Raw genomic sequence first — 20,076 nt, 5'->3', positions numbered from 1 at the left:
TTTCCCGGATCGATTTCAGGAAGCCCCGGAATAACCGGAAATTCCTTTGGTTTATTTTGTGTTTTCATACTTTATAAAACATTTTTTAAACTCATTTAATATTTCATTCTATTTCTGTATAAACAAATTTTGTCAATTCATCCAAAGGCACATCGGTTCCTTTCTCTGCAAAATCAACTGCCTTTTGAATTTCATTATCCACGCTGTTTTCAATAGCTTTTATTTCCGCTTCACTGATTAATTTTTCTTTTAACAGGTATTCCTGAAACTGGGGAATAGGATCGCGTTTTTTCCATTCTTCCACTTCTTTTTTATCGCGATACAATTCGGCATCGAACATGGAATGTGCACGAAAACGATAGGTATTGCAAACAAGAAAATAGGGGTTCCCCGTCCTTTTAATTTTTTGCACAGCTTCATCGGCAGCATTCATTACCGCCAATAAATCCATACCGTCAACAGCAGCAGAATCGACACCATAACCGGCACCTTTTTTTTCGAGTTCCTGCATCGCATGGGTATAGCGAATGGCTGTTCCCATAGCATACTTGTTGTTTTCGCAAACAAACAGCACAGGAACCTGCCATAAAGACGCAAGATTCATGGCTTCATGGAATTCCCCTTCGGCTGCTGCGCCTTCACCAAAAAAGCAACAAATAATATTCTTCTTCTTTAATTTTTTAGACGCCAGTCCCAAACCAACCGCCACAGGAAGATGTCCTGCAACAATAGCATTGCCACCATAAAAATTTTTGGATGTGTCAAACAAGTGCATGGAACCTCCCCTGCCAAGACTGCAACCTTCTTGTTTGCCATACATCTCGGCCATTATTTCCCCTGCATCTATTCCACGCGCCAAGGCATGACCATGTTCACGGTAAGTGCTTAAAATATTGTCCTCAGCTGTCAATGCCTGTGTAACCCCTACCGCAACGGCTTCTTCACCAACATACAAATGCAGAAATCCTCTAATCTTGGATTTGGTATATTCTTCGGCAGATTTCTCTTCAAACCTGCGTATCAAAATCATTTGATAAAGAAAATCAGCACCTTTTTTCGCCTCTGAGTTTGTGGTATCCGGCTTCATTTTTTTCATAATTTTTCAGTTTTGTTCAAGTGTGGAGGTGTCTCCCTCCGGCAATCCAAGTTCACGGGCTTTTAACAATCTTCTTAATACCTTTCCGCTTTTGGTTTTGGGAATACCGGCAATAAATTCAATTTCTTTAGGCGCTACAGCAGATCCCAGTTCTTTTCGTGCAAAGCCAATGATATTTAACTTCATTTCATCACTTGCTGCATATTGCGCTTTCAATACAATGAAAGCCTTCACCAGCTCTCCAATTGAAGGTTCCGGTTTGCCAATTACGGCGGCCTCGGCAACCGCTTCATGTTTCATCAAGGTGCTTTCCACCTCTAAAGGGCCTACCATGTGCCCGGAGGTTTTTATGATGTCATCTGCCCGGCTAATGAACCAAAAATAACCGTCTGCATCTTTTTTCGCCAAATCCCCGCTGATATACCATTCACCGACAAAGCATTTATCAAAACGCTCTTTGTCATGAAGATAGGCTCGAAACAATGAAGGAAAGCCTTTTTTCAAAACCAGGTGTCCCTGTGCTTCCGGTTCCGTTAAAATTTTAATTCCGCTTTCATTAATATCCGCTATTGCAGCTTCTACCCCCGGTAATGGTTTTCCCATTGAGCCTGGTTTTACTTTCATGGAACGATAATTTGCGATCATAATACCTCCCGTTTCCGTTTGCCACCAGTTGTCAAGAATGGGCATTCCAAAAGCTTTTTCACCCCATATCACCTCCTCTGCATGCAATGGTTCTCCTACGCTCAATACAAGCCTCAAGTTTTCCAAATTGTATTTTTCCCGGGGAATCATATCCATGCGCATCAATCTTCTGATGGCTGTAGGTGCGGTATACCATATGTTAACCTTTTGTTCTTCAAGCAGGGAATACCATCTTGCAGCATCAAACTCTTGTTCATCTACTATGCTGGTAACGCCATTCACTAAAGGCGCAATGATCCCGTAGGAAGTACCCGTTACCCAACCCGGATCTGCAGTACACCAAAAAATATCTCCTTTATGAAAATCAAGCACATACTTTCCTGTTGTATAATGGGTAAGCACCGCATTATGAACATGCAATGCTCCTTTTGGCATTCCGGTGGTTCCGCTTGTGAAATGAAGCAATGCGGAATCTTCAGGGTTGGTGGGCGGAATTTCAAATTCCTCGGAAGCCTGTTCCATTAATGTTGAAAAAGACATCACCGTTTCAGAAAGATGTTCCTCGACATCTGTCAGTAAAATAAATCGAAGCGAAGGAAGACGGTTGAGCTGTTGTTTCACCTTTTTCTCATAAAATGCTTTGGTGGTAACCAAAATAACCCCAATACCCTTGCTCATTCTTTGAAAAACAGGTTCAGGCCCGAAAACTGAAAACAACGGGCAAAAAACAGCCGTATATTTCAAAGTGCCCAATGCAGTAATATACAATTCAGGGGATCTTCCAAGCAAGGTAAAAACACTCTCACCCTTTTTTACCCCTATGGTTTTCATTACATTGGCAAACTTTGATGTCTGTTTCTTTAAATCTGAATAAGTAAAATCCTGAATGCTTTTATCTTTTCGAATCAGGCGAATTGCTATGGTGCTTTTCAAATGATTATCTGCATGACGATCAATAGCTTCGTAAGCGATATTCAAGCCTTTTCCATCGGGCAGGCCGTATAAAAAAGCCTGTTCTTTCCGCCAGCTAAATTCCTCGTATAATTCGTCATAATTTTTTAGGTTGGGTGCAATTATTTTATTTTTAACTTCCATGATAAATTGAATTTGCGTTACAAAATCATATTTGAAATACTCACGGGGTTTTTGAATGGCATTTAATACCAAAAAACATAGTCTAAATAGACTGTTTGTTTTTAAATGAACTTTCCAAGATTATTGGAGTTGGTTTTAGTTTAAAAATTGCGCATCAATTATTCCTGGTTTGCTCCATTAATAGTCCACTAACTCATTTTAAAAATCCTAATGAAGATAATGAATTTTTCTCAATTATTATTTCTTTTTCTAATAATTGTTGCCTAATTATTTATCCATTTATTGCCTTTGGATTTATGAACTTGACGAAAATATCGGTTTTAACCTCACCCTTTTTTTTACCAAATCTTGTAAAACCGAATAAAAAATCAATCACTTTATATGGTGAAATTTAGATAATTTAAAATTATTTTGAAAAATTTATCAATAAGAAACGCTAAAAATCACAATATTTTAATTTCAGTACTATTTTCCTTGACTTATTCAACCTCAATCAGCTAAAGAACTTATTAATAAAGAAAAAATAAACCTTGTATCTGTTGGAAATATATAGCTCAAACAATAAATTCTTTATAATTTTTTACCCTTTCAAATAACAGAATCCTAAAAAATCCAGGGTTCTGCTATAATTGGCTTATATTTGCCAAGGATAAAAGTCTACTGTTAATTCCATTTTTAAATCTTATTATTGTCTTACAAGACTTTTGTAACAACAATCATTTGTTAATTTTCTGAAATTTTTTATTTTAATCATAATTAATCACTAATTTATTTGTTTTTTTAAATCACTATATGTTAGAAAAAATTATTCATTTACAATTCTCAAAAACTTTTTGCCTTGCAATCTTAGCCTTGCTAATGGTATTTCCTATAATGGCTCAAGAAAAACCGGAACTCAAAATTGGCGGAGCATTGCGTTTCAACTATAATTTATCCTCCTGGAAAGAAGGTCAGAAAATACGAGGTGGAGATTTTGGATATGATATGTTCCGAATAAATACAGAAGCTGCATACAAAGGATTATTTCTGAATGCCGAATACAGATTATATTCTGAAGGTTTTGGAGGCGGATTCTTAAAGCAAGGTTGGGTAGGTTACAATTTCAATAAACTGGATCAAATCCATATTGGTTTAACTCAGGTTCCTTTTGGAATTCAACAATACAACTCTCACAACTGGTTTTTCAACCTGACCTATTATGTAGGAATGGAAGATGACCATGATATGGGTGTGAAATTTATGCATGCAGGTGAAAAATTTGAATACCAACTGGCATTCTTCAAAAATGCAGAAGAATTAAGATTTGGCAACAATACCGAAATTTCTCCAAACCGTTATTCTTATGATATCGCCGGCAGAAATAAAGAAGTAAATCAATTTAACGGAAAATTTATTTACAAATTTGGAGAAGAGTCTGCAAATAAGCTGGGAGTTTCCCTGCAATATGGCGGTATTTATAATCTAGATACCCAAGAAATGGGAAATCACGCTGCTTTTGCAGCTCATTATGAAATAACCAAAGGGAAATGGAACGGAAAAGCCCAATTTATTACAGCTTCCCATAACCCGAAGAATGCCCAAGGAGAACCAACGAATATCATTAAGATGGCTGCCTATGGCGCGCCGTATGAAGTGGCTGCCGATTTTAATATGTATTCCTTGGGAATCTCCAGAAATGTTCCGGTAGCATGGGGGCCTGTCACAAATTTGCAGATCTATAATGATTTTGGTTTTATGCAGAAAAAAGCAACCGAATTTACCAATTCCTATATGAATGTTACCGGAGTATTAGTCTCTGCCGGAAGTGTGTATACCTATATTGATTATGCCGCAGGTTACAATCATTCCTGGTTAGGCGGAAATTTTGTGGATGATTTCTCCAAAGGAAATCCTGATGCAAAATGGGAAGCAAGATTTAACATTAATATTGGTTACTATTTTTAAAATTTATATCTGAATAAGAGCATTTAAAAAAAGCTCAAAAATAAAATTATAACAATAAACTAGATGCTATATGGCTAAGAAAATTATAAGAAGTGATGAGAAAAAATCCATTTTTGGATTAAACGTAAACGGACCTGTGTTTTTCACCTCAGCAATTACCGTCATCCTAATTATAACATTAACCCTGATGTTTAAGAATAGGGCAGAACATTATTTTACCGCAACACAAAATTTTGTCGCAAATAAGGCCGGATGGTTTTTTATTTTAAGCGTAAATGTTTTTTTAATATTTATGGTTTATCTGGCTTTTAGCAAATTTGGACAGTTACGTATTGGCGGACAAAGCGCAAAACCCGAATTCAAAACCATTTCCTGGTTCGCTATGTTATTTAGTGCGGGAATGGGAATTGGATTGTTGTTTTGGAGTATTTCAGAACCTATTTATCATTTTTTAAGCCCCCCAATGGCAGAAGGCGGAACCGCCGAAGCAGCCAAAGAAGCTATGAGGTTTACCTTTTTACACTGGGGTTTTCACGCTTGGGCAGTTTATGCATTGGTAGGATTATCTCTGGCATATTTCACTTATTCCCGCGGACTTCCACTCACTATCAGATCTATTTTTTATCCATTTTTGGGAGATAAAATTTATGGAAAAATTGGAGATGCCATAGATATTTTTGCTGTGCTCGCCACTTTATTTGGTCTCGCCACTTCATTAGGGCTGGGCGTTCAACAAATTGCGGCAGGTTTAAATCACCTCTTCGGAATAGACAGCGGGGTACAAACTCAAATAAGTCTGATTGGAGGAATCACCTTAATTGCTACAGTTTCAGTAGTTTTGGGTGTTGATAAAGGGGTAAGGGTTTTAAGTGAATGGAATATGAGAATAGCTGTGCTATTTCTTCTCATTGTATTGATTTTGGGACCAACAATATTTATTTTTAAATCCTTTGTTCAAAATACAGGTAATTATTTATCCGGTTTTCTTGAAGTTGCAACCTGGACAGAAAGCTACACCGGCGCAAATTGGCAAAATGCCTGGACCGTTTTTTACTGGGGATGGTGGATTGCCTGGTCACCTTTTGTTGGAATGTTTATTGCCCGTATTTCCAAGGGTCGTACCGTACGTGAATTTATACTGGGAGTTTTACTAGTTCCTTCTATTGTAACTTTTTTCTGGATATCAGCTTTTGGAAGCACTGCGATACATCAGGCGCTTCTTGGAGATGATACTATTGTAAATGCCGTAAACGATAATGTGGCCACAGCCCTGTTTGTTTTTTTGGAAGATTATCCATTCGCATTTATTCTTAATATTATTGCTATAATTTTAATTGCAGGATTCTTTGTTACCTCTTCAGATTCCGGATCTTTGGTGGTAGATAACTTAACCTCCGGCGGTAAAATAGATGCGCCTGTAGGCCAAAGAATCTTTTGGGCTTTTGCTGAAGGCGGTGTTGCTGCGGTTCTTTTGATAGGCGGCGGATTACAGGCACTTCAAACAGCCACTATTGTAACAGGACTGCCCTTTGCTGTGATTTTATTAATTATGTGCCTGTCACTTTATAAAGGGCTAAAAGAAGACCTGCAGAAACTAAAAAAGCGGGAATCCCTAAAAGAACTTGAGAATTATGAAGAGTTAATTTCTTCCATCGTTAAAAAACGAAATGTTAATCAGCAAAACAATATTAAATAATTTTTATAATGACTGAAATAAAAAATATCCTGGTTGCTTTAGACCTCACAGAAATCGACAGCACCTTAATTGATTATGCATCATTCATTGCAGAAATCCTACAGGTAAAAAATGTGTATTTTGTACATAATATTAAAAAGTATGAAATCTCAGAATTATTTGATGAACAGTTAAAAGACCTCAATCTTGACGAAATAATTGGGGATGAATTAAATGAAAAGGTTGAAAAAATATTCAAATCATCAGCAAAATGGGAGGTGCTTATTTCAGAAGATCCTTATTCTGAATCCCTTATCAATTATATTGTTCACAAATATGATATTCAACTTGCTTTAATCGGAAATAAAAACAGGATAAATGGTACAGGCGTAGTTAGCGGGAAATTACTGCGTATGCTTAAATGTAGTATCCTTTCTATTCCTAGAGATGCAAAGCCAGTTATTAGCAATGTTTGGGCGGGAACAGATTTTTCAAGTGCTTCCAATAAGGTTTTTAAAATGGCTGAAAAATTACAAAGAGCCACATCGGCAAGCGTAAAAGCAGTACATGTTTACAATGTGCCGATACAATTCTCTCCCTATATTCCAAAAGAAAGTCTGGACCGGAAGATAGAAAATCATTTAAAGGAAAAATTTGAAAAATTTATAAAAAAGATTGGATACAAAGGTCAATTATCTTCAGAAATTATTCCGGGAAGAGAAAGCGGGGTAGCAGAAAAACTGCGTATCAAAGCTGAAGCAGCCAAAGCAGATCTTATTATTGTGGGTGACAAAGGTCATAATGTTTTCTCTTCCTTATTGGTGGGAAGCGTTACCGAAGAGCTATTTAATCAGGATATTGAAGTGCCTTTATGGATCATAAAGTAGAAATCCGAAAAATATTGCGTTAAGAATTCAGAAACTTTAAGGCTAAAACCAAAAAAATAAATTAAAATATATAAAAATGGTCGGTGGAATTGATCAGTATCTGGATTTTAAAGAATTAAAGTCTTTAAAAAAATTCACTTCTTTTCATATTTAAAAAGCACAGGAACAATAAAATAAACAACAGCAAAAAGAAAACAAATAGCACATCTAAATTAACCCCTTTATTACTGTAACCCTATCCTTTCGCTTCTCTGTTTTCCTGCTCGGCTAAAATACTTTTCAAAAAAGGTTTGGTTTGATTTTGAATTTCTTTTTCAGAAATATCCATTGCTTTCGGATTGCCAATTAATTGCAGCCAAGGTTTAAGGCCATCGAAATCATAACTCCCAAAAACAATTGCGGGTGTACCTTTAACCAAAACACTATCATGAGCAGTCAATATCCATTGATCCGCCCAGTCATAAAGGTAACGGGCATCATTTTCCTGAAGTCTCATACAGGCGTGCGAAGCGGGATAACCTGGTAAACTATGCTGATGCCAGCCAACACCTAACAAATTTTCTACATTAAAGTTCCAGCGTAAATCCCACTCATCATTAAAAGTACTGGTTGTTTCTTCAGCCTTCCAGTTGGCATAAAAGAGTCCGGTTGGCGTTTGGTCCTGCTTTCTGCCCATACTTGTCGGACCGGTGTAAATCAATTCCCCCTTTTCATAAGCGGCAAATGTTTGTGTAGGGTACGAGAAAAAAATAATCTTATCAATAGCCTTCAGGTAAGAAACCGTCAATGGAAACGGAAGATAATATTCCATATCGCCAGTCATATCAACAGGTATAATTACAGAATCCATTTTCGCAAAATTTTCCTTGTCGGTTCTGTTTACAGAAGTTGCAATACGCAGTTTTTTAGCATCCTTAACGTTTGCTGATAACCATAGCTTGGCATCTTCTATTTGATAGGAAACAGATTTTGGTTGTTGTCTTTTTATCGTTATTGGCACTTTTTTAGCGTCAACGTTTTCATTGCGGTTGCAGGAAAACAATAAGACCATAACAATCATATTTAATAAGAGGAGTGATTTTTTCATACTTAGATTCTTTAGAACAAATGTTGGCTTTTCAACTGGGTAAAGTGTTACACAATTATCTGAATAAGTTACTTTATTCACACATTCATGGTGCGTTTCATATGTGATTTTGTTCGCTAAATTCGTTACTCTCACACAACCCGTACATTTTTGATTTATCCTGAATAATCGATAATACCAATTAAACATTCAAATGGTATAAAGAATAATTTGTATCTTTCATGTATGAAAAAGCATTTCAATATTATTATTGCAGGAGCAGGCGGAATTGCTGAAGCAGCAGGCTTGATATTGATGGAATGGAGTGCTGTGACGCCTACCCTGTTTATTGGAAACCGAACGCTTTCAAAAGCTGTGAAAGTAGCCAAATGGATTGAAGCAGGAACAACGAAACCTTGCACCGTTAAAAGTTTTCACCTTCCCGAAAATGGCATTACTGAAGAAATGAAAGAAATCTTTCATCAGGGAGCTATTATTCTTGATTGTTTGCCGGGCAGTCAGGCTCCAAAAATGGCCCAATTCGCGAAAGACTTCCGCATGCATTATGCCAACCTTACCGAATATGTTGAAGAAACCAATAAAATAATGGCGCTGGCAAAGGATGCCAAAACCGGTTTTGTGCTTCAAACAGGTTTGGCTCCTGGTTACATAGATTTGCTTGCCAACAAACTTTTTCAACAGTTTTGCAAAGAATTTGAAGTGGATAAAGTGGATAAACTTGAATTTAAAGTAGGTGCGTTAACAGCCCATGCCGTTGCACCGCATTACTACGGATTTACATGGAGTCCGGTTGGCGTGTCAACTGAATATATAAAAGAAGCCGTTGTGCTTCGAGATTTTAAAAAAACAAACCTCCCCGCATTGTCAGAAAGAGCAACCATTATTATAGGCGGGATTGCCTATGAAGATGATTTAACTTCAGGAGGCGCTGCCGATTTACCGGATGCGTTATCGGGAAAGGTGCGTTCACTTGACTACAAAACTTTACGCCATCCGGGGCATTATTCATGGGTTGATGAACAACTTGCCCGTATAAAAAACAAGTCCAATGCCATTAAAAACCTGCAACAAAAAATGGAGGCTGTAATTCCTCATATTGAAGACGATCAAATTATTTTATACGCTTCCGTAGAAGGCAAAGATGCGCAAGGCATTTTACAAAAAAGAGAAATTGCCAAACGCATTCGCCCACAAAAAGTGGGGAAACATCAATTGAGAGCCATACAAACAACCACTGCCGCTCCTTTGGTGCAGGCTGCACAACTTTTACTTGAAAATTCCCTCAGTGGTGTAATTCTTCAAAGCCAGATAACTCCTTTAAAATTTTTAAACGGAAATTATATCGGGAAGGTTTATGGAAAAGCATAAATTGAAATTAACAATTACACAATTCAACACAATCAAATGTTTTTCATGAGACCGCAAGACCGCACGACAAAAGCGAAGCGCTACAAACTCATGTTAGCAGGCAGATAACACCTTCAACAGGACATAGCGCTCTATTAACAAACAGATTGCCACAGTTTTTTTTCAAAAACTTCGCAATGACGAGACGGCAAGACTGCACGACCGCACGACAAAAAAGAGCGAAGCGAGACTGGATGCTTTTACCTGTAAATTCTAAAAATTAATTGATACATTTGAATCATAAAAGGGATCATACCGAATTACAAACAAACCTAATTTTGAAATACATTACAAAAACAGTCTGGATTTTATCGGTGGTAAGTTTGCTAACAGATACTGCAAGCGAAATGCTGTATCCCATTATGCCCATTTACTTAAAGACCATTGGGTTTTCAATTGTGCTCATCGGCGTTCTTGAAGGATTTGCGGAAGCTACGGCTGGATTAAGTAAAGGTTATTTCGGAAAGCTTTCCGACAATTCAAGAAAACGCGTTCCGTTTGTGCAAATTGGTTATGCATTCAGCGCTATCTCAAAACCCATGATGGCTATTTTTATATTTCCCCTTTGGATATTTTTTGCACGAACCATTGACCGCTTTGGAAAGGGTATTCGTACAGGCGCAAGAGACGCCATTCTTTCAGATGAAGCAACATCGGAAACAAAAGGAAAAGTTTTTGGATTTCATCGCTCTATGGATACTTTTGGTGCCGTTTTAGGTCCGGCATTGGCGTTGCTTTACTTATATTTCTATCCGGAAGACTACATAACGCTGTTTTATATTGCCTTTATTCCCGGTCTTTTGGCGATTTTAGCTTCTTTCTACTTAAAAGACAAACGAGTTATTAAAGAAAAAACAAAAATTTCCACGCCTTTTTTTTCGTTCTTAAAATATTGGGAAGTGAGTCCGCCAGAATACCGAAAACTGGTTATCGGACTTTTAATATTTACGATCTTCAACAGCTCGGATGTTTTCCTGATCCTGAAAGCAAAGGAAGCCGGAGTTGATGATACTTTGGTGATAGGAATTTATATTTTTTACAATCTGGTTTATGCTGTGTTTGCTTTTCCTATTGGTATTCTTGCTGATAAAATTGGACTTAAAATAGTTTTCATAATCGGACTTGCTTTTTTTGCGATGGTCTATTTTGGGATGGCGGTAAATACAAACCTTTACTTCTTTTTCGGATTGTTTTTTCTTTACGGTATTTATGCTTCGGCAACTGAAGGGATTTCAAAAGCGTGGATTTCAAACATCACCGACAAGAAAGATACCGCAACAGCTATTGGAACATTTTCGGGTTTGCAAAGCATTTGTACCATGCTGGCGAGTTCGCTGACCGGACTTATTTGGTTTAATTTTGGAGCGACAGCAGCTTTTTTAACAACAGCAACCGCAACTTTATTCATTATGATTTACTTCCTGACTATTCCAAAACCCGGAACCACTTCTAATAACTAGCATTAAAACAACAACCAAATACTGGTAACCTCCTACTGTTAACCTCCTACTGGTATTTCATACCATTTGGTTTTTTCAGAAAAATCTAAAGTTTGTTTTATGAAATATAATTCTTTTAAGTTATTCATTGAGCCGATAAAATTAAATGATATATTTGAACGAGATTTAAGCAGAACAATTTTACACGTTAACGAATTAAAATACGCTTACTATTCGGTTTCTTTCTGAATATCCGACAATAAAAACGAATTGAATACACGATTAAATCAAGATCATAAATGATTAATTACTTTTTAGTAAAAGACAAAAAAATTGTTCGCGGCAGCGGAAGTAATTTTGTAAAAGACGGCATCGCCTGGATTGATTTAATTAATCCAACCGAGGACGAAAAACAATTTATAGAAAAAACATTCAGTATAGAATTATTCACAAAACAAGAAAGTGAAGAAATTGAAACAAGTTCAAAATATATTGAAACTGAAGATGAAATAGGTATAAATTTGAATTTCATCAAAACAGAAGTCGGAAACTTTATTAACGAACCTGTTTCATTTATCATCAAGAATAAAATATTGATTACGCAAAGAGAATATCAATTCAGAACTTTTGATGACGTTTATAAAAAATTGAGATTGAATCGAATTTTTGAAGGGGATGATATTTATCTTATCATCTTAGATGCACGCATAGATTATGATGCAGATTTAATTGAAGCTGTAACAGACAAAATCTCGATGATAAGCAAAGAACTTATTAAAGAAAAAGTGCTTGATAAAGAATTGCTTTTAAGAATAACCGCGTTGCAGGAAACAACAATCATGATACGTGAGAATATTGTTGAAAAACAAAGAATTCTATCATCGATGCTGAAAAGTAAAATTTTCCCTAAAGAAGATTATGAAACTATACGAATCATGATAAAAGATGTAAGTTCTTTATTAGAACATTCAGGTTTTAATTTTGAACGTCTGGAATTTTTGCAAAATACGTTTTTAGGTTTGGTGGATATTGAACAAAACAGAATCATAAAGTTATTTACGGTTGTAACTGTCATTTTTATGCCTCCTACTTTAATTGCCAGTATGTATGGCATGAATTTTAAATTTATGCCCGAACTAGAATGGACTTTTGGGTATCCATTTGCAGGTGTGCTCATGTTTTTGTCGTCGGCGTTGACTTTGATGTTTTTTAAACGAAAGAAATGGTTATAAAGCAATCGCTCTTCATGGCATTTTTTTATTTTCTTAAATTTAAAAATTAAAATCTGCTATAAAAAAGTTTAAATTTAGTTTGCACCCGGTTTTAAATATGTGAATTTTGTAACTTTTATTAACAGTTATGTAACACTTTTTCTACAAATAATCCCGACATTTGTAATGTGGCAATTCAGTTGCCTACTAATAACAACCTCGAGACTTTCCATCAAAAAAGTTTCATAAAAAAAATAAACAATTATGACAATTCAAATAAATTCAGACAATAATTTAACAGTACACAAAGAATTCAGAGCTCAATTACAAAGCCATATTTCCGAAGAATTAAGCAGATTTAGCGACCATATTACAAGGTTGGAAGTACATCTTTCAGATGAAAACAGCCATAAAGACGCAATAAACGATAAACGATGTTTGGTTGAAGCAAGACTGGAAGGAATGAAACCAATAGCTGTTACAAACATTGCAAACAATCATGAGCAGGCCGTTGAAGGTGCCATTGATAAATTAAAAACAACCCTTGATTCTAAAATTGGTCGTTTGAGCAATCATTAGTCCAAAAAAAAGGGATTTGCCTGATACCGGTGTCAAAATACAATTCCATTCTGGAAATGCCAATACGATTGACTGCGATTTCTTTAACCTGAGAATCCGCGCTTATAATTGGAGCTGATTTGTCATGTATTATTTTATAGTTGCCTGGCGTCAGCATTACACTAAATTCCCTTGCATCGTTTGAGGAAAATGATATCATTAATTGATTGCTATTTATACAACCAACCGTAAGTTTTTAGTACTTTTGAGAAGTTCATTATTTTTCTGAACATGGTAAATTTTGATTAATTTCTACAAAAATATAACATACACAAAACAAACGAAAATGAGCAAACTATTTGATGTCTCCAATAAAAAAAGCTATCCGGCAAAAGAAACAAGATATGATAAAATGAATTACAGACGCTCCGGAAAAAGCGGCTTATTGCTTCCTGAAATTTCTTTGGGTTTGTGGCATAATTTCGGGTTAACGGACAATTTTAAAAATTCCCGAAATTTATTAAAATGCGCTTTTGACAACGGAATTACCCACTTTGACTTGGCCAACAATTACGGTCCGCCCTATGGTGCCGCCGAATCCACTTTTGGAGCTATTTTTAAAAAAGATTTTAAACCTTACAGAGATGAATTGATTATTTCTACCAAAGCCGGCTGGGATATGTGGCCAGGACCTTATGGGAATTTTGGTTCCAGAAAATATTTGATTTCAAGCTTGGACCAAAGTCTGCAAAGAATGGGAATTGATTATGTCGATATTTTTTACCATCACCGTCCCGATCCGAAAACGCCGCTGGAAGAAACTATGGGTGCCCTGAATCATATTGTTAGGCAAGGAAAAGCACTTTATGTAGGAATTTCACAATATAGCGCTGAAGATACTATAAAGGCAACGAAAATTTTGAAAGACATGGGAACACCTTGTTTAATTCATCAGCCTAAATACAACATGATGGACAGATGGGTTGAAAACGGACTTTTAGATGTGTTGGAAAATGAAGGTGTTGGCGCCATTGCTTTTTCACCTTTAAGTCAAGGAATTTTAACCGATAAATATTTGGTCGGATTTCCTGAAGATTCCAGAGCTGTAAAAGATGGGCGTTATTTAAAAACCGACCAAATTGATAAAAAACTGATTTCAAAAGTGTCCCAGCTCAATGAAATTGCAATATTAAGAGGCCAAAGTTTAGCCCAAATGGCTATTGCCTGGCTCTTAAAAGATCCCCGAATTACATCAGTTTTGGTTGGTGCGAGCAAACCCGAACAGTTATTGGATAGTTTAAAATCATTGAATAATTTGCAATTTTCATCAGAAAATCTAGAGGTAATTGAATCTATCCTGAAATAAATAATATTTGCGATTCTGAATAAATAGCGGTTTTTCAATAAAATAGAAGCCGCTAAAATATTCAAAAAAAAGCGTCAGGCTTAGACAACCAATCCGTCATAAGCCAAAAATACATTTTCGGGTAGCGTTTTTTCAACTTCCGCATGAAATCCCAATCGAACGCTTATGTGCGTTAGATAAGTTCTTTTTGCTTTTAGCTCCTGGCTTAACGCAACTGCCTCTGCCAAATTTAAATGTGTGGGATGGGTTTCAATTCGAAGTGCATTTATAATTAGTACATCTAAATGCTGCAGTTTTAATTTTTCTTCGGAAGAAATAGCTTTAACATCGGTTAAATAAGCAATATTATTAAACCTGAATCCGAAAATTTGAAGCTCTCCATGAGAAACTTCAACGGGAATCACTTTTAAATTTTCAATAAAAAAAGGTTCGTTTTTAACCTCATTTTGTTGCACGCTTGGCGCTCCTATATATTTATTTTCATCATTAAAAATATAATCAAAACGCCTGGCCAAATTGTTTAGCACCTCCTTTTTTGCATATATTGGCACCGCCCCAAGCTTGGCACTAAAAGGACGTAAATCGTCTAATCCTGCTGTATGATCCGAATGGATGTGCGTAAATAAAACACCATTAATTTTAGTGACATTGGCACGTAACATCTGATACCTGAAATCCGGACCGCAATCTACCACATACGTAAAATGATCCCATTCTACCAAAATTGAAACGCGTAAACGCTTGTCGCGCTTATCGGCAGATAAACAAACCGGGTGTGTACTGCCAACAACCGGAATTCCCTGGGAAGTCCCAGTACCTAAAAAAGTAATTTTAATTTGCAATGTGTGTTATTTTACATCCATAAAATCGAATAACTGACCTTATATACTCATTATATACTCATTCTTAAATTTGACAATTAAGCAATTGAATTCTCAATACTCAAACCTAAAATCAATCCAATACAAGTATAGTTTAAAAAAAACAGCACATGAAATTTTTCAGCCTATTTTTATGTTTATTAATAAAAATGATAATTTGAACGGATATTTGCGTATTTAAATAACAATAAAACACCTATTTACTGTTATAAATTCAAATAAAACACGAATTCCCTAAAATTGTATTTTTTATTAATTTATATAATTGAATATTTCAGTACCTTTGCATCTTATATTTAAAAGACAAAAAAAATGATGAAATTTCAATCGGCACCAAATTGTTTTTATAGCGTGTTTATTGTGGTTTTTGGTGATTTTAACAGTCTTCTTTATTATGGTGGCTTTCATAAGTCTGAAACTGGGTTTTTATCCGGTTTTCTTTTTTTAACAGGTTTTCCATTTTTAATTCAAATGAACAAAATAAACATTCCATATAATTTTATAAAATAAAACCTTACATATATGAAAATAGGCGTTTTAAAAGAAACACAAAAAGGAGATAATCGGGTAGCGATTTCGCCTAATATAGCCAAACTACTCGTTGCAAAAGGATTTGAAGTTTTGGTTGAAGAAGATGCAGGCATCGCTTCGTCATTTAAAAATTCAGACTATGACCTTGTTGGAGCTGTTGTTAAATACAGATCAGACATTTTTAAGGAATCAAATGTTCTTATAAAAATAAATCCTTTTACCGAAGATGATTTAAAATTGGTTCAAAAAGGCCAAATTTTAATGAGTCAGTTATATTATTTGTCAAATCCGAAACTTATTGAATCCATCGCAGCAACAGGAGCAACTGCCTTTTCTATGGATGCCATGCCGCGTATCTCAAGAGCTCAGGATATGGATGTTTTAAGTTCACAAAGCAACTTGGCAGGCTATAAAGCGGTGATTGTGGGCGCAAATGAAATAACCAGAATATTTCCGTTAATGATGACTGCAGCAGGAACAATTATTCCTTCAAAAGTTTTAATTTACGGTATTGGCGTTGCCGGTTTACAGGCAATTGCCACCGCAAAACGTTTAGGTGCCGTAGTTATGGCTACAGATATTAGAATGGAGACCAAAGAACAAGCGGAATCATTAGGCGCAAAATTTATTTCGGTGGACAATACCGGTGAAGAATCAGAAGGCGGTTATGCCAAAGAAGCTTCCGAAGATTATGCTCGCCGACAAAAAGAAGCTGTTAACAAATCTTTATTTGAAGCTGATTTGGTGATTACTACAGCAATGGTTCCAGGACGAAAAGCACCTGTATTAATTACGGAAGAACAAGTAAAACAAATGAAAAATGGCGCTGTGATCATTGACCTGGCTGCTGCACAAGGCGGAAACTGCGAGGGAAGTGAATTAGATAGAACAGTCATCAAACATGGCGTAAAAATTATGGGATCCACTATGGCTCCGGTAAGCGTTTCAACGAATGCTAGCGAATTATATGGCAAAAACATGTATAATTTCCTAATGCATTTAACTGAAAATAATCAATTTAAGTGGGAATTGGAAGAAGAAATTACCGATGGAACTTTAATTGTACATGAAGGAAAAATTAGAAAAAACTAAAAACTAAATAAATCATGAATGAATTAATAGAATTTATCAGCAATAATCTTGACTTATTATACATCCTGATATTGGCCATATTTATTGGGGTTGAATTAATCAAAAATGTACCAACGGTTTTGCATACCCCATTAATGTCGGGTGCAAATGCACTATCCGGCGTTGTGATTGTTGGTGCAATTATAGTCATGCTTCAGTCAGATCCAACCAATTATATTGCATTGGCTTTAGGATTTGTTGCCGTAGTGCTGGGAATGATAAATGTGGTTGGCGGTTTTGCCGTAACCGACAGAATGTTACAAATGTTTAAAAAGAAAAAATAATGAGTATAGCATTAGGTATTATCTATTTGATTACAACCGTAACTTTTATTGTCGGTTTAAAAATGCTGGGGCATCCTGCAACAGCAAAAAAAGGAAATTTAATTTCTGGAACAGGTATGGTTCTCGCTATTATAGCAACTTTATTTTTACAGGAAAAAGATATTGTCACAGACGGAATTACCCAAACTGTGCCATTATTTCAAACAGTTTCAACATTGGTCTATTCCCTGATTGTAGCGGCTATTTTATTGGGATCAATTATTGGCTGGTTTATGGCAATGAAAGTTAAAATGACAAAAATGCCGGAATTGGTATCTTTATTCAATGGTTTTGGAGGTGGAAGCGCCTTATTAATAGGTTTGGTTGAATTCAGTAAAAACGTGGGCGTTGATGATATAAATAAAGCTTCATCATCAATAGTAACCACTATTTTATCTGCCATTATCATAGGAAGCATAACTTTTACCGGAAGTATCGTGGCCTGGGCAAAATTAAATGGCTCCATGAAGGATCTCCGACTTCCAAATTACAACCTCATTAATAATTTACTCTTTTTAGCACTTGTTGCATTTGGAGCATACATTGTTATGATGAATACTGACAGTTTGGTTTTAATCTATATTTTGTTGATTGCCTCATTAATATATGGCTATTTGTTTGTGGCTCCAATTGGAGGTGCAGATATGCCTGTTGTCATTTCCCTTTTAAACTCCTTAACTGGTATTGCTGCGGCAATTACAGGGATTTTATATGGAAATATGGTGATGTTGGTAGGCGGTATTTTAGTAGGTTCGGCCGGATTAATTTTAACTTTTGCCATGTGTAAGGCAATGAATCGATCACTGGGAAGTGTTGTCTTTGGTGCTTTTGGAGGCGGTGGAGATGCCGCTACAGCAGCTGTTGGGAAATCGGGCGGAAACATCAAAAAAACAAGCGCAAGTGATGCCGCTGTGATGATGAATTACTCAACCAATGTGGTAATTGTTCCTGGTTATGGTTTGGCTGTTGCACAAGCCCAACATGTAATTCACGAGCTTGATGAACTCCTAACTAAAAAAGGCGTTAATGTAAAATATGCCATTCATCCTGTTGCAGGTCGTATGCCCGGACATATGAATGTATTATTGGCTGAAGCCAACGTCTCTTACGATAAGTTAATAGAAATGGATGATATTAATCCGCAATTTCCTAATACAGATGTGGTATTGGTTGTTGGCGCAAACGACGTTGTAAATCCTGCCGCGCATAACGATCCTTCAAGCCCTATTTACGGAATGCCTATTTTGGACGTTGAAAACGCCAAACATATTATCGTAAACAAACGAAGTATGAATCCAGGATATGCCGGAATTGAAAATGAATTATTCTTTAATCAAAAAACCTCTATGCTTTTTGGCGATGCTAAAAGTGCTTTAACGGAATTGGTTAGCGAGCTTAAAAATATGTAATTCTATTTTTATTATAAATTTTAAATCGGGTAAATATTCCATTGAATATTTACCCGATTTTTTTATAAAACGCAACTAACTTACTTGTTCACCCTTATTAATAGCTGATTTTGATGCCTGTAAGAGCACAATTTCCTTTTTATCATTTTCAATGCCCAACACCAAACATTCACTTATAAAATTGGCGATTTGCTTATTTTTAAAATTGACGATGGCCAATATTTGCTTATTCAGTAAAGCTTCTTTAGTATATAATTGTGTTATTTGCGCACTCGATTTTTTAATTCCCAAATCCCCAAAATCTATTGTTAACTGATAAGCTGGTTTTTTCGCTTTCAGAAATTCGTTAACCTCAATGATAGTTCCTATCCTCATGTCAACTTTATTAAAATCATCAAAAGTAATTTCTGGTTTTGTCATCATTATTCTTCGCTAATAATAAATTCAGTTCGCTTGTTCATTTGATGTTCAGCTTCAGTACATTTTACGCCTTTAACACAATTGTTCAACAGTTGGGTTTCTCCATATCCCCTGCCCGACACTCTGTTTTGATCAATGCCATATGAAATGATATAAGCAATCACACTTTGTGCTCTATCACTTGAGAGTGTCATATTATAATCAGCCGGAGCCCTACTGTCGGTATGTGATTTTATTTCAATTTTAAGGTTTGGATATTTCCTTAAAATGGCAATCACTTTATTAAGCTCAATAGCAGCATCTAATCTAATTTTCGATTGATTCAAATCAAAATTAATAGTTTTGGTTTTAATCATTTTTTGATCATGATCAGAAACAAATTCAATGGAAGATTCCAATTTTAACACCAAGTTTAACGATTCATCGCGCTGGTTTGAAGTTTTCACTTCAGAAACGGCATCATGATAATCTTTTAACGATACTTTAAATAGATATTGGCTTTCACATAACAATTTGTAATTGAAAGCTGTATTGGCATCTAAATTGATTCTTTCCAACAATTCCTTTCCACGGTATATCGTGACCATTGCATTTGAAAGTGGCAAATTAGTTTCTTCATCCAAAACAGTTCCGCTTAACAATTGAACACATTCAACAGGTGTTAATTTTAGTGTTTTTGTTGTTTCTGCATTGTATTTTCCATCGGTTGAAATTGCTATTTCGGCAGTTTCATAATTTTCCCTTTCGGCAACAAGTTTGTACGTTTTATTGCATTCAATCTTAAATTTATAGGTTGAATTTTTGGAGATGATTTGCTTTTCAATCAAGGTATTATTTTGAAACAAGGAAACCATAACCTGGTCAATTGGCTGCCTGATTTTACTGTCCAAAACAGTTCCGCTTAACAATTGAACACATTCAACAGGTGTTAATTTTAGTGTTTTTGTTGTTTCTACATTGTATTTTCCATC

Annotated in this window: 17 protein-coding genes; 11 read left to right on the top strand and 6 right to left on the bottom strand. The window is 35.8% G+C overall.

What is annotated here, in order from left to right; genetic code table 11:
• Positions 1-103: 103 nt before the first annotated feature.
• Together pdhA and acsA are read right to left on the bottom strand one after the other, a co-directional pair.
• Positions 104-1,096, bottom strand: a complete 993-nt coding sequence (gene pdhA, locus ABY285_RS09905; RefSeq protein WP_372769577.1) for a pyruvate dehydrogenase (acetyl-transferring) E1 component subunit alpha — start codon at positions 1,094-1,096, stop codon at positions 104-106.
• Between the two features lie 6 nt (positions 1,097-1,102).
• Complete coding sequence (gene acsA, locus ABY285_RS09900; RefSeq protein ID WP_372769576.1) at positions 1,103-2,836, bottom strand: acetate--CoA ligase; 1,734 nt, start codon at positions 2,834-2,836, stop codon at positions 1,103-1,105.
• Positions 2,837-3,628: 792 nt separating this feature from the next.
• Between acsA and ABY285_RS09895 the strand changes: the two genes are divergently transcribed.
• From ABY285_RS09895 to ABY285_RS09885, 3 genes are all read left to right on the top strand, one after another.
• Positions 3,629-4,780: a hypothetical protein gene (locus tag ABY285_RS09895; protein ID WP_372769573.1), complete on the top strand. Its 1,152-nt coding sequence runs from the start codon at positions 3,629-3,631 to the stop codon at positions 4,778-4,780.
• Between the two features lie 70 nt (positions 4,781-4,850).
• The gene (locus ABY285_RS09890) at positions 4,851-6,476 is read left to right on the top strand and encodes a BCCT family transporter (RefSeq protein WP_372769571.1); all 1,626 of its coding nucleotides are present in this window, start codon (positions 4,851-4,853) and stop codon (positions 6,474-6,476) included.
• A gap of 8 nt (positions 6,477-6,484) precedes the next feature.
• Positions 6,485-7,342, top strand: a complete 858-nt coding sequence (locus tag ABY285_RS09885; RefSeq protein WP_372769569.1) for a universal stress protein — start codon at positions 6,485-6,487, stop codon at positions 7,340-7,342.
• Positions 7,343-7,577: 235 nt separating this feature from the next.
• On the opposite strand, the gene ABY285_RS09880 is transcribed toward ABY285_RS09885, so the two are convergent.
• The gene (locus ABY285_RS09880) at positions 7,578-8,429 is read right to left on the bottom strand and encodes a L,D-transpeptidase (protein WP_372769567.1); all 852 of its coding nucleotides are present in this window, start codon (positions 8,427-8,429) and stop codon (positions 7,578-7,580) included.
• 225 nt (positions 8,430-8,654) lie between these two features.
• On the opposite strand from ABY285_RS09880, the gene ABY285_RS09875 reads away from it, so the two are divergent.
• From ABY285_RS09875 to mgrA, 5 genes are all read left to right on the top strand, one after another.
• Positions 8,655-9,797: a saccharopine dehydrogenase family protein gene (locus ABY285_RS09875; protein WP_372769565.1), complete on the top strand. Its 1,143-nt coding sequence runs from the start codon at positions 8,655-8,657 to the stop codon at positions 9,795-9,797.
• A 317-nt stretch (positions 9,798-10,114) separates the two neighbouring features.
• Positions 10,115-11,296, top strand: coding sequence for an MFS transporter (locus ABY285_RS09870; protein ID WP_372769563.1), 1,182 nt, complete (start codon positions 10,115-10,117; stop codon positions 11,294-11,296).
• Between the two features lie 278 nt (positions 11,297-11,574).
• Entirely contained in the window at positions 11,575-12,507 is a 933-nt protein-coding gene (gene corA, locus ABY285_RS09865; RefSeq protein WP_372769561.1) for a magnesium/cobalt transporter CorA, read from the top strand.
• Positions 12,508-12,750: 243 nt separating this feature from the next.
• The gene (locus ABY285_RS09860; RefSeq protein WP_372769559.1) at positions 12,751-13,065 is read left to right on the top strand and encodes an HPF/RaiA family ribosome-associated protein; all 315 of its coding nucleotides are present in this window, start codon (positions 12,751-12,753) and stop codon (positions 13,063-13,065) included.
• 325 nt (positions 13,066-13,390) lie between these two features.
• Positions 13,391-14,410 (top strand): L-glyceraldehyde 3-phosphate reductase, encoded by a 1,020-nt coding sequence (gene mgrA, locus ABY285_RS09855; protein WP_372769557.1) that lies wholly within the window; start codon positions 13,391-13,393, stop codon positions 14,408-14,410.
• An 80-nt stretch (positions 14,411-14,490) separates the two neighbouring features.
• On the opposite strand, the gene ABY285_RS09850 is transcribed toward mgrA, so the two are convergent.
• A complete protein-coding gene (locus tag ABY285_RS09850; RefSeq protein WP_372769579.1) occupies positions 14,491-15,246 on the bottom strand; it encodes an MBL fold metallo-hydrolase in 756 nt (251 codons plus the stop codon).
• A gap of 567 nt (positions 15,247-15,813) precedes the next feature.
• Between ABY285_RS09850 and ABY285_RS09845 the strand changes: the two genes are divergently transcribed.
• The 3 genes from ABY285_RS09845 to ABY285_RS09835 are packed head-to-tail and all read left to right on the top strand — an operon-like array spanning position 15,814 to position 18,685.
• Entirely contained in the window at positions 15,814-16,914 is a 1,101-nt protein-coding gene (locus ABY285_RS09845; RefSeq protein WP_372769555.1) for a Re/Si-specific NAD(P)(+) transhydrogenase subunit alpha, read from the top strand.
• A gap of 14 nt (positions 16,915-16,928) precedes the next feature.
• The gene (locus ABY285_RS09840; RefSeq protein ID WP_372769553.1) at positions 16,929-17,237 is read left to right on the top strand and encodes an NAD(P) transhydrogenase subunit alpha; all 309 of its coding nucleotides are present in this window, start codon (positions 16,929-16,931) and stop codon (positions 17,235-17,237) included.
• Positions 17,237-18,685 (top strand): NAD(P)(+) transhydrogenase (Re/Si-specific) subunit beta, encoded by a 1,449-nt coding sequence (locus ABY285_RS09835; RefSeq protein ID WP_372769551.1) that lies wholly within the window; start codon positions 17,237-17,239, stop codon positions 18,683-18,685. Before ABY285_RS09840 ends, ABY285_RS09835 begins: the two co-directional genes overlap by 1 nt.
• A 75-nt stretch (positions 18,686-18,760) precedes the next feature.
• Here the strand turns inward: ABY285_RS09835 and ABY285_RS09830 are convergent, their stop codons facing one another.
• Together ABY285_RS09830 and ABY285_RS09825 are read right to left on the bottom strand one after the other, a co-directional pair.
• Positions 18,761-19,108 (bottom strand): tRNA-binding protein, encoded by a 348-nt coding sequence (locus tag ABY285_RS09830; protein WP_372769549.1) that lies wholly within the window; start codon positions 19,106-19,108, stop codon positions 18,761-18,763.
• Positions 19,108-20,076 (bottom strand): OmpA family protein (locus ABY285_RS09825; protein ID WP_372769547.1); only part of this gene is annotated, 969 nt, incomplete at its 5' end. The genes ABY285_RS09830 and ABY285_RS09825, both read right to left, overlap by 1 nt.

Origin of the sequence: Lutibacter sp., from assembly GCF_041555395.1 — a bacterium.
Classification (GTDB): domain Bacteria; phylum Bacteroidota; class Bacteroidia; order Flavobacteriales; family Flavobacteriaceae; genus Lutibacter.
The sequence above is the reverse complement of the archived record's forward strand: the minus strand, read 5'-3'. Positions and strand labels throughout refer to the sequence as shown.